This window comes from Streptomyces mutabilis (assembly GCF_014649815.1).
Lineage (GTDB): Bacteria > Actinomycetota > Actinomycetes > Streptomycetales > Streptomycetaceae > Streptomyces > Streptomyces mutabilis.
In genome coordinates, this window is sequence record NZ_BMTT01000003.1 from 113041 (window position 1) to 126039 (window position 12999).

Below are 12999 nucleotides of genomic sequence, written 5' to 3' on the forward strand. Positions count from 1 at the left end.
ATGGACATGTCAAGCAGAAGTCTCCTACCTTGGCGGCGGAACCGCAGTCGTACCGCACGAAGACCGGAGCGATTTCCGGCACGGTCCGGTCCCCACACCCCGGAGGACCAATGCGCCCACGCCTGTTCCGGCGTGCCCGAAGACACCTCGTACTCCTGCTGGCGTCGGCCGTCTCGGCAGGCGGCCTGCTGGCCGTCCCGGCGACCGCCGCGTCCGCCGCCGCGGACGTCCCGCCGCAGGAACCCGGAGTCACCCTGCGCGTGTTCGACGTGCAGACGCCCCTGAGCAAGATCTGCACCCTCAAACCCGGCCAGACCCCCAACCACGACAAGCTGATGCCGACGGTCGACTGGTCCAGCACGGCCGATTTCGGCGGCATCGCCGACAACTTCGTCTCGGAGGCGACCGGTTACCTGATCGCTCCGCGCGACGGCACCTACGCCTTCCGGCTCACCAGCGACGACGGCTCACGGCTGAGCCTCGACGGCACCACGGTGATCGACCACGACGGTCTGCACGGCGCCGAGCCGAAGGACGGCGCGCTCGACCTCACCGCGGGATCCCACCCGTTGCGTATCGAGCACTTCGACCGAGGCGGCGAGCAGCAGCTCACGCTCTCCTGGCGGCCCCCGGGGGAGACCGGGTTCACCGTCGTACCCAACTCGGCACTGACCACCGACGCCGGCGTCGTCCGCGTGACGGCGCCGGGCCGCAAGGAGTGCGAGGCCGGCACCGACACGCCCGGCGACGGGCTGCCGCTGACCTCGGTACGCCCCGACCTCACCCTCACCGACCTGCGCCCCGAAGGATTCGAACCGCAGGTCACCGGCATGGACTGGCTGCCCGACGGACGCCTCGCGCTCAGCACCTGGGGCGGCACCGACAACGTTGCCGGGGAGGTGTACCTGCTCGACAACGTCACCGGCGCGACCAGCCGGGACAAGGTCACTGTGAAGAAGGTGGCCGAAGGGCTGCGCGAGCCCATGGGCATCAAGTACGTCGACGGGTCGCTCTACGTCTCCCAGAAGCACGAACTGACCCGGCTGGTCGACGAGAACGACGACGACGTGACCGACGCATACCGCACGGTCGCCACCTGGCCCTACGGAGGCACCTTCCACGAGTTCGCCTTCGGCCTGCTCTACCGCGACGGCCACTTCTACGTGAACCTGTCCGTCGCCATCGACCTGGGCGGCGCGACCACCACCCCGCAGCCCGCGCCGAACCGCGGAACCACGTACAAGATAAGCAAGAAGACGGGGAAGATCACCCCGATCGCGGGCGGGCTGCGCACCCCCAACGGCATCGGCTGGGGCCCCGGCGGCGGTCTCTTCGTCACCGACAACCAAGGCGGATGGCTGCCGGCCTCGAAGCTCGTTCAGATCAAGCAGGACCGCTTCTTCAACCACTACACCGAGCCCGCCGGCCCCTTCGAGGACTCCCCCGTCACCGAGCCGGTGCTGTGGCTGCCGCAGAACGAGATCGGCAACTCGCCCTCGACCCCGCTGTATCTGAACAAGGGCACCTTCGCCGGCCAGATGCTGATCGGTGACGTCACCTACGGTGGTCTGCAACGCGCCTACTTGGAGAAGGTGAAGGGCCAGTACCAGGGTGCCGTCTTCCGCTACACGCAGGGTATGGAGGCCGGCGTCAACCGCATCACCATGGGACCCGACGGAGCGATCTACGCCGGCGGCCTGGGCGCCGACGGCAACTGGGGCCAGGCGGGCAAGCTGAAGTTCGGCCTGCAGAAGCTGACGCCCAACGGCGGCGACACCTTCGACATCCAGAAGATGCGGGCCGTGCCCGGCGGCTTCGACCTGACGTACACCCAGCCGGTGTCCGACGCGACCGCCGGGGAACTGGCGGCCCGCTACGACGTCCAGCAGTGGCACTACACCCCGACCGCCGACTACGGCGGCCCGAAGATCGCCGAGGAGGAGCTGACCGTACGCTCGGCTGCCCTCTCGAAGGACGGCCGGACCGTGCGGCTGCGGCTGGACGGGCTGAAGCCGGACCGCGTGGTCCACGTACGCTCGCCGCGGCCCTTCACCTCGGCGTCCGGTGAGTCGCTGTGGAGCACCGAGGCCTGGTACACGCTCAACGAGATGCCCGGCAAGCAGCCGCCGCCGGCCACCCTCTTCGAGGCCGAGGAGGCGCGGCTCACCGGCAAGGCCGGCATCAACACCGACCACGTCGGCTACTCCGGCAGCGGCTTCGTCGACCGCTACGCCACCGAGGGCAAGGTCGCCACGACCTTCGACGTGAAGGTCCCCAAGTCCGGCACGTACGACGTGGGCCTGCGCTACTCCAACGGACCGAACCCCTTCGAGGGCACCAAGTCCCTCTCCCTGTACGCCAACGGGAAGAAGGTGCGGCAGACCCAGCTCCCGTCCACCGGGGACTGGGACACCTGGTCCACACGGACCGAGCCCCTGCGCCTGCGGGCCGGCCACAACACCGTGTCCTACCGCTACGACCCCGGTGACACCGGTCATGTCAACCTCGACCTGATCACCGTGCACCCGAGGGGCGCCCGCGTCGACCTCTTCGACGGCACGGCCGCCTCGCAGGCCCAGTGGCAGCACACGGACGGGCGGCCCGTGGCGTGGCCGCTGGCCGAGGAGGAGTCGATGGAGGTGTGCTGCGGCGACATCCGCACCAAGGACGCCTACCAGGACTTCAAGCTGCACGTGGAGTTCCGCGTCCCGCAGCTGCCGCCCGACGTGACCGGTCAGGACCGCGGCAACAGCGGCATCTACCTCCAGGACCGCTACGAGCTGCAGATACTCGACTCGTACGGGGACACCACCCCGGCGACCAACGAGGCCGGCGCCTTCTACCTGAAGAAGGCACCCGACACCAACGCCGCGACCGCGCCGGAGACATGGCAGACGTACGACATCGTCTTCCGCGCGGCCCGCTACGACGACAGCGGCCGCAAGACCGCCGACGCGCGGGTGACGGTGGTGTGGAACGGCGAGAAGGTCCACGACGACGTGGTCCTCGACGGTCCGACCGCGGGCGGCCGGACCGAGACACCGGCGGCCGGGGCGATCCGGCTGCAGGACCACGGGAACAAGGTCCGGTTCCGCGACATCCGGGTGCAGCCGCTGAGCTGACCCCGGCCGGTCCTCGGGTGTGCGGGGTGGCCGCCGGCCACCCCGCACGTCGCGCCGCACCCACCACTCGGCCCGTATCCGCCGGACGCCACTGGGTACGCTGAGTGAGGAGTCCCCGCACATCGAACAAGGAGCGGAATTGAGCGAGCCGGCGTCCATCGCCCTGCAACTGGAGATCGCCCGGGAGCTGGAGGTCACGGAGACCTTCGACACCGACCGGGAGATCGAACGCCGGGTGGCCTTCCTGGCCGAGCGGCTGACCTCCACAGGCCTGCGCTGCCTGGTCCTCGGGATCAGCGGTGGTGTCGACTCGACCACCGCCGGGCGGCTGTGCCAGCTCGCCGTGGAGCGGGCACGGGCCGAGGGGCACGAGGCGACCTTCTACGCGATGCGGCTGCCGCACGGGGTCCAGGCCGACGAGCACGACGCCCAGCTCGCGCTCTCCTTCATCAGGCCCGACCACGTGCTGACGGTGGACATCAAGCCCGCGAGCGACGCCATGCTCGACGCCCTGCTCGACGCCGACGTGGCCTTCCGCGACGCCCGCCACCAGGACTTCGTGCACGGCAACATCAAGGCCAGGCAGCGCATGATCGCCCAGTACGCGGTGGCCGGTGCCCACAACGGGCTGGTCGTGGGCACCGACCACGCCGCCGAGGCGGTCTCCGGCTTCTTCACCAAATTCGGTGACGGCGCCGCCGACCTGGTCCCGCTGACCGGCCTCACCAAGCGCCGGGTGCGTGCCGTCGCCGAGGCGTTGGGCGCACCCGCCGAGCTGGTGGGGAAGGTCCCGACGGCCGACCTGGAGTCCCTCGCCCCCGGCAAGGCCGACGAGGACGCCCTCGGTGTCACCTACGACGACATCGACGACTTCCTGGAGGGCAAGCCGGTGAAGGAGGACGCCTTCGAGAAGATCGTCACCCGTTACCGGGCGACGGACCACAAGCGCCGACTGCCCGTCGGTCCCTGAGACGGGCCCCGCTGCGGGGCGGCGCGCGACGGGCGGCCGGCCGCACTCTATGTGCGGCTTGTCGCTTATCGCCTTAATGTGTCGACTGAGAGACGCGGACAGTCGACGCCGGTCCAGCCGGCGGAAGGTGAGCTTCCATGGCTGAACGGCTCAAGAGGTCAGGTCTGCTCGGTGAACTGTCGGCGGAATTCGCCGGCACGATGATCCTCATCCTCTTCGGGTGCGGAGTGGTGGCGCAGGTGGCCGCGGGCGGGGCCCTCACCGATCCCGAGGGCGGGCTCGGGGACCACGACAGCATCGCGTGGGCGTGGGGACTCGGTGTCACCCTGGGCGTCTACGTGGCCGCGCGACTGAGCGGTGCTCACATCAATCCCGCGGTCACCCTCGCCCTCGCGGTGTTCAAGAACTTCCCGTGGCGGAAGGTGGCTCCCTACGCGCTCGCCCAGACGGCCGGCGCCTTCGTGGCCGCGCTCCTGGTCCGCTGGAACTACTCCGAGGCACTGGCGAAGGCCGATCCCGGCCACACCATCAAGACGCAGACCGTGTTCTCCACCCTCCCCGCCAACGGGAACACCGCGCTGCCGGTCCACGAGTGGGGCGCCTTCCGGGACCAGGTCATCGGCACCGCCATCCTGCTGCTGTTGATCATGGCCATCACGGACATGCTCAACACACCGCCGGGTGCCAACCTGGCCCCGTTCGTCATCGGCCTGGTGGTGGTCGCCATCGGCATGGCCTTCGGCACCAACGCCGGCTACGCCATCAACCCGGCCCGTGACTTCGGCCCCCGGCTGGCCAGCTTCCTCACCGGATACGGCGGGGCCTGGCGGGATCAGTACGGGAACCTCTACTTCTGGGTGCCGATCATCGCACCGCTGATCGGCGGCTTGCTCGGGGCGGGACTGTACAAGGTGTTCATCGGCCGGTTCCTGCCGGCCGCGGAGCCCGAGCCGACAGGGCGCGTACCGGCGCCGTAGGACCGACACACCGGCCGGAGAGGCGGCACACCATGGCGGACTTCATCGGCGCGGTGGACCAGGGAACCACCAGCACCCGATTCATGATCTTCGACCACGGCGGCAACGAGGTGGCGAAGCACCAGCTGGAACACGAACAGATCCTCCCCCGGTCGGGGTGGGTGGAACACGATCCCGTGGAGATCTGGGAACGCACCAACTCGGTGATGCAGAACGGGCTGCGCCACAGCGGCCTGTCCGGGGCCGACCTGGCGGCGATCGGCATCACCAACCAGCGCGAGACCACGGTGGTCTGGGACCCGCGCAACGGCCGCCCCTACTACAACGCCATCGTCTGGCAGGACACCCGCACCGACACCATCGCGGCCGACCTCGAGCGTTCGGGCCGGGGCGACGTCATCCGACGCAAGGCCGGACTGCCCCCGGCGACCTACTTCTCGGCCGGCAAGATCCAGTGGATCCTCGAGAACGTCGACGGCGTCCGCGAAGCGGCGGAAGCGGGGCACGCCGTGTTCGGCAACACGGACACCTGGGTGCTGTGGAACCTTACCGGCGGCCCCGACGGCGGCATCCACGCCACCGACGTGACAAACGCGAGCCGCACCATGCTGATGGACCTGGAGACGCTCGACTGGGACGACGAACTGCTGGGCTTCTTCGGCATCCCCCGGTCGATGCTCCCCACCATCAACCCCTCCTCCCACCCGGAGGCCTACGGCACGACCCGCACCTCCCGGCCGCTGCGCGCCGCCGTCCCCATCGGCGGGGTGCTGGGTGACCAGCAGGCGGCCACCGTCGGCCAGGTCTGCTTCGCACCCGGGGAGGCCAAGAACACGTACGGCACCGGGAACTTCCTGCTGCTCAACACCGGTACGGAACTGGTCCGTTCCCGCCACGGGCTCCTGACCACCGTGGCCTACCGGTTCGGCGACAACCCGGTGGTCTACGCGCTGGAGGGCTCCATCGCGGTGACGGGGTCCGCCGTGCAGTGGCTGCGCGACCAGATGAAGATGATCAAGACCGCGGCCGAGAGCGAGGAACTCGCCCGCGGCGTCGAGGACAACGGCGGAATGTACTTCGTCCCCGCCTTCTCGGGCCTGTTCGCCCCCTACTGGCGCTCCGACGCCCGGGGCGCGATCGTCGGCCTCGCCCGCTACAACGACAACGCGCACCTGGCGCGGGCGACCTTGGAAGCCATCTGCTACCAGAGCCGTGACGTCGTCGAGGCCATGGAACAGGACTCAGGGGTCCACCTGGACGTGCTCAAGGTCGACGGCGGTGTGACCGCCAACGACCTCTGCATGCAGATCCAGGCCGATGTCCTCGGCGTCCCGGTCAGCCGCCCCGTCGTCGCGGAGACCACCGCACTCGGTGCGGCCTACGCGGCGGGACTGGCCACGGGGTTCTGGCGGGACACCGACGAACTGCGCACGCACTGGCACGAGTCCAGGCGCTGGGAACCCCAGTGGTCCGAGGACCGGCGGGCCCAGGGTTACGCCGGCTGGAAAGCGGCGGTTCAGCGCACGCTCGACTGGGTCAAGGTCGAGTGACACCGGCCTGAGGGACGCGGGCCCGCCGGGCGTCCCCCCTTCGCCGACGCGGGTACCGCGCCGGCGGGCAACGGGCGTCCCCATAAGGTGATCCCCATGTCTGCCAGATTGAGTTCCGCGAGGACACGCGCCGCGATGCGCACCACCGCCCGCGTCTCTGCCGAGTTGCTGCTGATACTCGCCATGCTCGCGGTGGCCCTGTGGGTCCTCGGCCGCATGTGGCCCATCGTGTGGCCGCTGATAGTCGGTCTGCTCCTGACCACGCTGACCTGGCCCGCGGCCCGCTTCCTGCGACGGCACGGATGGCGTCCCGCGCTCGCCGCCGCCGTGGTGACCGTGGCGTTCCTGCTGGCCGTCACGGGCATCGTGGCGCTGATCGCGGTGCCGATGTCCTCGCAGACCGACGAGTTGACCGACGGCGTGCTGGAGGGCATCGAGCGGCTGCGCGAGTGGGCCGCGGGTCCGCCGCTGAACATCGACGACGCCCAGGTCACCGGTGCCCTCGACTCGGCGATGGCCCGCATCCAGGACAGCGTCGGCAGCATGGTCACCGCGGTGGCCTCCGGAGTGGGCACGGTGGTCAACGGTGTCGTCACCGCGGTCCTGGGCGTCTTCCTGATGTTCTTCTTCCTCAAGGACGGGCCGCGCTTCCTGCCGTGGCTCGGCCGCCAGCTGCCCGGCCGCCTCGCCACGGACGTCCCGGCCGTCGCCCTGCGCAGCTGGGAGACACTGGGCTCCTTCGTCCGCTCGCAGGCGCTCGTGGGACTGCTCGACGCGGTCTTCATCGGCCTCGGACTGTGGATCCTGGGCGTGCCCCTGGTGCTGCCGCTGGCGGTGCTGACGTTCGTGTCCGCGTTCGTACCCATCGTGGGCGCGCTGTTCGCCGGCTTCGTCGCCGTCCTCATCGCCCTGGTGTCGAACGGCCTGACGGACGCGCTGATCGTGCTGGCGATCATCGTCGTGGTGCAGCAGCTGGAGGGCAACGTGTTCCAGCCCATCATCCAGAGCCGGGGCCTCGGGCTGCACGCGGCGGTGATCCTGCTGGCGGTGACACTGGGCGGCAGCCTGGCCGGGATCGTGGGCAGCCTGCTCGCCGTTCCGGTCGCCGCGCTGATCGCGGTGGTCTGGAACTACGTCCGCGAGCAGCTCGTCGACCCGCCGGAGGAACCGGCCCCGGCGGAGGTGTGAGGACGGCCGGTGCAGTACCGGCCGGTGGCCGGGGTCCGTGACCGGGGCCCGTGAACCGCCCTCGCGGCACGGCCGCTTGCCGCTAGCTTGCGGCCGTGGATCTCTTCTCAAGCTCCTGGTCGGCGTTGCGCGACGCGGTCGCCGGACTGCGCGACGAGGACTTCGCCCGGCCGTCCGGGTGCGTCGGCTGGCTCGTACGGGACCTGGTGTGCCACCTGGTCATCGACGCCCAGGACGCCCTGATCACACTGGCCACCCCCGCCACCGGGGAGCCGACGCGGAACGAGGTGACGTACTGGAACGTCGTCGACACCCCGACCGGCGACGATCCGCTCGACGCGCTGATCGTCCGTCTGGCCGCCGCGTACCAGGAGCCGTGGCTGCTCGAGTTCCACCTGGACGACGTCGGTTCCGCCGCCGGCCGGGCCGCCGGGCTCGCGGACCCCGCGGCCCGGGTCAGCACGCGGGACGAGGTGCTCACGGCGGGCGACTACCTCAGCGCGTACGTCCTGGAGTGGACACTGCACCACCTCGACCTGGTCGCCCACCTGCCGGACGTGCCGGGCCCGTCCGCCGAAGGGCTCGCCCGGTCGCGCAAGACGCTGGAGCGGATCACCGGGACGGCGTTCCCGCCGTCGTTCACCGACCGGGACGCGCCCCTGGTCGGCACCGGTCGGCGAGCACCGACCGAGGCGGAGCGGGCCGCACCGGGCGAGAAGGCCGTGAGGCTTCCCTTCCCGGTCGGCTGACCGGGACAGCCGCACCGGCCGGGTCGGACACCTGAGCGACCGGCGCCCGTCCGCGACGGCCGCTGGAGCGAGACGACCGACCGGGGTTACGTTGAGTCCCATCCTGATCATCTCGCTGAGAGGACCCCATGCCCGCCGACGGCCCGTACGAGATCCTGGACGACCGCTTCCGCACCGGGCACTGTGCGAACGGAGACAGCAGGCTGGAGGTCCTGCACGACGGCTGCCGCTGGGCCGAGGGCCCGCTCTACGTACCCGCCTGGCGTCAGCTCGTCTGGAGCGACATCCCCAACGACCGCATCATGCGCTGGGACGAGACCACCGGCACGGTCGGCGTCTTCCGCACCCCGGCCGGCCACAGCAACGGCAACACCCTCGACCGGCAGGGCCGTCTGGTCACCTGTGAGCAGGGCAACCGGCGGGTCACCCGCACGGAGGCCGACGGGACCGTGACCGTCCTCGCCGAGCGCTACGACGGCAAGCGCCTCAACAGCCCCAACGACTCCGTCGTGCGTTCGGACGGCACCGTCTGGTTCTCCGACCCGGACTTCGGCATCGTCAGCGACTACGAGGGCCACCGCGCGGAGTCCGAGATCGGCGCGTGCAACGTCTACCGGATCGACCCGGTGTCGGGTCAGGTGCGGCTCGCCGCCGACGGCTTCGACGGCCCCAACGGTGTCATCCTCTCCCCCGACGAGAAGCGGCTGTACGTCTCGGACTCCCGGGCCGCCCGGATCCACGTCTTCGACGTCCACGACGACGGCACACTGTCAGACGGCATGGTCTTCGCCGAGGCCCGGGGCGACGTGCGCTTCGACAACATCCGTTTCGACGACGAGGGCCGCCTGTGGGCCGCCGCGCTGGCCGACGGCGTCCACTGCTACGACCCGGACGGCACCCTCATCGGACGGCTGCGGGTTCCCGAGCCCGTGTCCAACATCGCCTTCGGCGGCCCCAGGAACAACCGCCTGTTCATCACGGCCACCACCTCCCTGTACTCGCTGGTGATGTCGGTGACCGGCGCACCGCGACTCTAGAGGGGAGGCACAGGGTGAACCGGTGTGCGAGGCAAGGCCGTTGCGGCGTAGGTTGTGATGAAGCACCCATGACTCGGCTGAAAGACGGACCGTCCCCATGAGCGATCCCGTGACGAACCCCGGCCCCGCAGCACACCAGAAGATCGACACCTCGGTGCCGCACTCGGCCCGCATCTGGAACTACTGGCTGGGCGGGAAGGACAACTACCCGGTCGACGAGGAGGCCGGTGACGCGTACACCGCCGTCTTCCCCGGCATCGTCACCATCGCCCGCGGCAGCCGTGCCTTCCTGCGGCGCAACATCACGTACCTGGTCGCCGAGGCGGGGGTCCGGCAGTTCCTCGACATCGGGACCGGTCTGCCGACCGCCGACAACACCCACGAGGTCGCCCAGCGCATCGCCCCCGAGTCCCGGATCGTGTACGTGGACAACGACCCGATGGTCCTCGCGCACGCCCGGGCGCTGCTCTACTCCACCCCCGAGGGGACCACCGCGTACATCGACTCCGATGTGCTCGACCCGGAGAGCGTCCTGCGGGACGCCGCCAGGACGCTGGACTTCGAACGGCCGATCGCCCTCATCCTCAGCAACATCCTGGGCCACGTCGCCGACTACGACCAGGCGCGTTCCATAGTCACCCGGTTGATGGACGCACTGCCGTCCGGCAGCTACCTCTCCGTCAACGACGGCTCGCGGGGCGTCGACCCGGGCTTCGAGGAGGCCCAGGACGCCTACAACGAGAGCGGCGCCGTTCCGTACAACCTGCGCACCGTCGACGAGATCACGGCGTACTTCGACGGGCTGGAGCTGGTGGAGCCCGGAGTCGTCTCCGTCCCCCTCTGGCGTCCGGACGCCGACTCCCCGGCCCCGGAGCCCGTCGCCGAGCACGGCGGCCTCGCCCGCAAGCCGTAAGGACCCCACCGCACTACGGGGGCACCCTCCCCCCGCCCTGAGAGGAGCGCACGCGGATGGCCGACTGGAAGTTGCCCGAGACCTTCGCCGGCAGCACCGGGACCGTCCGGTGGAACCGGCTGGGCGAGGCGGACCGGCCGCCGCTGGTCCTGCTGCACGGCACGCCGTTCTCCTCGTACGTCTGGCGCGCGGTGGCCGGTTCGCTGGCGCGGGACCACCAGGTGTTCGTGTGGGACATGCCGGGCTACGGGATGTCGGAGAAGTCCGCCGGTCAGGACGTGTCCCTGGCCGCGCAGGGCCGGGTCTTCACCGAGCTGCTGGGTCACTGGGGTCTGGCGGAGCCCGTCGTGGTCGCCCACGACTTCGGCGGCGCGGTGGCGCTGCGCGCCCATCTGCTGCACGGTGCCGACTACCGGGCCCTGGCCCTGGTCGACCCGGTGGCGCTGGCTCCTTGGGGGTCGCCGTTCTTCCGGCTGGTACGCGACCACGCCGATGTCTTCGAGAAGCTGCCGCCGGCGCTGCACGGCGCTCTGGTCCGCGAGTACGTGGGGTCCGCCAGCAGCCCGGGGCTGCATCCGGCGGTGCTGGACCGGCTGGTACGGCCGTGGCTCGGCGAACCGGGCCAGTCCGCCTTCTACCGGCAGATCGCCCAAGCCGACCAGCGCTACACCGACGAGATCCAGGACCGCTACCCGGCCATCGGGGTACCGACGCTGGTCTGCTGGGGCGAGGACGATGCCTGGATCCCGGTGGACAAGGGACGCGAACTCGCGGCCGCCGTCCCCGGCGCCCGGTGGGAGCCGGTCGCCGGTGCGGGCCACCTCGTCCAGGAGGACGCGCCCGCGCAGCTCACCGCCGCACTGATCGCGTTCCTGCGAGGCCTTCGCTGACGGCGGTGTGACCTCGTTCGTGTGACTGCGTGTCGGCGTGGGTGCGCCGACGGCGCGGTGCCCGGGAACCGAGCGGTTCCCGGGCACCGTGCTTCGTACTCCGGTCTCCCGGTCAGGCGGGGGTGATGTTCTCCGCCTGCGGGCCCTTCTGGCCCTGGGTGATGTCGAAGGTGACGGCCTGGCCTTCCTGCAGCTCGCGGTAGCCCTGGGCGTTGATGTTGGAGTAGTGCGCGAAGACGTCGGGACCGCCGCCGTCCTGCGCGATGAAGCCGAAGCCCTTTTCAGAGTTGAACCACTTGACAGTTCCGCTGGCCATGCCTTTTGCCTTTCAGCCGTTATCGAGTCCGCACCGCGCGAACCCGGAGGTGGTCGTCCTGGTCCTCCGGCATTGCACAGCAAACCGCCCGCACTCCGGGGCGGGCGGTCTGGGCGAACCACGACATCTGCTGCTGACGCTACACGGCATGTCCGGGCCCCACCAGTGAGTAAGGGGTCCGAGCGGGAACGATGTTGCGCCAAGGAGGCGGTGACGGCGTGGCGGACCGGTATCTCCGGGGCTTTCGGCGGGCGGTCGCGCGGGGGGCTCCTGCGCCATACGGGGGAGAGGGCGAAGCAGCCGCACAACCCGGTTCCGTTAGTGGTGAAGCAATGAGTAGTCCACTCACGGAGCCGGAGAACGATATGACCGTCAGAAGAGCGCTGGCCTTGGTGATCGGCGCCGTCGTGTGCGCCGGAGCGCTGGGGACCGGGTGCGCCCAGCAGCCGTCGGGGACCACCTCCGGGGACTCGCAGCCGCCCGGCACGTCCGCCTCGCCTCCGGCGCCAGCGCAGGCAGGTCCCCGGCGCTCGTTCCCCCGCCTCCTGCCCGGGGTCGGGCCGGCAGTGCGCGCCCGGCTCCCCGACGCCTCCCGGCAGGCGCTGGTGGTCACCGGGGCGACGGAGAGCTCGAACCGGGCGGAGGCGGTCGTGTACGAGCGACACCCCGCGCATGGCTGGCGTGCCGTCGCGGGTCCGTGGCCCGCGCACAACGGACTGCGCGGCTGGACCGACGACCACGAGGCGGGCGACCTGCGCACTCCCATCGGCGTGTTCCGCCTGAGCGACGCCGGGGGCAGGCTGCCCGACCCGGGCACCCGGCTCCCCTACGACCAGGACCCGGAGTTCGCCGTGTCGGGCACGGGACATCTCGGCGAGCCGCTGGAGGGTTCGTTCGACTATGTGATCGCCATCGACTACAACCGGGTGCCCGGCACCACCCCGCTGGACAAGACCCGCCCGCTGGGTGAGGACAGGGGCGGCGGTGTCTGGATCCACGTGGATCACCAGGGGCCGACCAACGCGTGCGTGTCCCTGAGTGAGGAGCACATGCGCGCGCTGCTCAACGTCCTGGACCCGGACAAGGAGCCGGTCATCGTCATGGGACCTGCGTCGGTCCTGGCTCGGTAGGGCGCCCCACGGCGGGTGTCCACGCGCACTGGACACCCGGTGCGAGACCGCACCGGAGCACTGCGTCCGTCGGGGTGAGCCCCGCGTACCGGTTCGTGTCACCCGGGCTTGACGGGGCTGGTCGCCCCCGGCCTACTGGGGGAAGGACTGGGCGTAT

11 protein-coding genes are annotated in these 12999 nt (G+C 70.5%); 10 read left to right on the forward strand and 1 reads right to left on the reverse strand.

What is annotated here, in order from left to right; genetic code table 11:
- Positions 1 to 110: 110 nt before the first annotated feature.
- The 9 genes from IE142_RS08700 (at position 111) to IE142_RS08740 (ending at position 11396) form a co-directional block, all read left to right on the forward strand.
- Entirely contained in the window at positions 111 to 3122 is a 3012-nt protein-coding gene (locus tag IE142_RS08700; RefSeq protein ID WP_191885150.1) for a 3-keto-alpha-glucoside-1,2-lyase-like domain-containing protein, read from the forward strand.
- 139 nt (positions 3123 to 3261) lie between these two features.
- Positions 3262 to 4092 carry an NAD(+) synthase gene (gene nadE, locus IE142_RS08705; RefSeq protein ID WP_191885151.1) on the forward strand — a complete coding sequence of 277 codons (831 nt, stop codon included), beginning with the start codon at positions 3262 to 3264 and terminating at the stop codon, positions 4090 to 4092.
- A gap of 137 nt (positions 4093 to 4229) precedes the next feature.
- Entirely contained in the window at positions 4230 to 5069 is an 840-nt protein-coding gene (locus tag IE142_RS08710) for an MIP/aquaporin family protein (RefSeq protein WP_191885152.1), read from the forward strand.
- Positions 5070 to 5101: 32 nt separating this feature from the next.
- A complete protein-coding gene (gene glpK / locus IE142_RS08715) occupies positions 5102 to 6619 on the forward strand; it encodes a glycerol kinase GlpK (RefSeq protein WP_191885153.1) in 1518 nt (505 codons plus the stop codon).
- Between the two features lie 96 nt (positions 6620 to 6715).
- A complete protein-coding gene (locus IE142_RS08720) occupies positions 6716 to 7807 on the forward strand; it encodes an AI-2E family transporter (protein ID WP_191885154.1) in 1092 nt (363 codons plus the stop codon).
- Positions 7808 to 7902: 95 nt separating this feature from the next.
- Positions 7903 to 8556 carry a maleylpyruvate isomerase N-terminal domain-containing protein gene (locus IE142_RS08725; protein ID WP_191885155.1) on the forward strand — a complete coding sequence of 218 codons (654 nt, stop codon included), beginning with the start codon at positions 7903 to 7905 and terminating at the stop codon, positions 8554 to 8556.
- Between the two features lie 128 nt (positions 8557 to 8684).
- Complete coding sequence (locus IE142_RS08730; RefSeq protein WP_191885156.1) at positions 8685 to 9593, forward strand: SMP-30/gluconolactonase/LRE family protein; 909 nt, start codon at positions 8685 to 8687, stop codon at positions 9591 to 9593.
- Positions 9594 to 9690: 97 nt separating this feature from the next.
- Positions 9691 to 10506: an SAM-dependent methyltransferase gene (locus IE142_RS08735; protein ID WP_191885157.1), complete on the forward strand. Its 816-nt coding sequence runs from the start codon at positions 9691 to 9693 to the stop codon at positions 10504 to 10506.
- Between the two features lie 56 nt (positions 10507 to 10562).
- Positions 10563 to 11396 carry an alpha/beta fold hydrolase gene (locus IE142_RS08740; protein WP_191885158.1) on the forward strand — a complete coding sequence of 278 codons (834 nt, stop codon included), beginning with the start codon at positions 10563 to 10565 and terminating at the stop codon, positions 11394 to 11396.
- Between the two features lie 112 nt (positions 11397 to 11508).
- Here the strand turns inward: IE142_RS08740 and IE142_RS08745 are convergent, their stop codons facing one another.
- Positions 11509 to 11712 carry a cold-shock protein gene (locus IE142_RS08745; RefSeq protein ID WP_003978336.1) on the reverse strand — a complete coding sequence of 68 codons (204 nt, stop codon included), beginning with the start codon at positions 11710 to 11712 and terminating at the stop codon, positions 11509 to 11511.
- A gap of 365 nt (positions 11713 to 12077) precedes the next feature.
- Here IE142_RS08745 and IE142_RS08750 point away from each other — a divergent pair, with 365 nt between their 5' ends.
- On the forward strand, positions 12078 to 12842 hold the full coding sequence (locus IE142_RS08750) for a L,D-transpeptidase family protein (RefSeq protein ID WP_191885159.1): 765 nt from the start codon (positions 12078 to 12080) through the stop codon (positions 12840 to 12842).
- Positions 12843 to 12999: the final 157 nt, after the last annotated feature.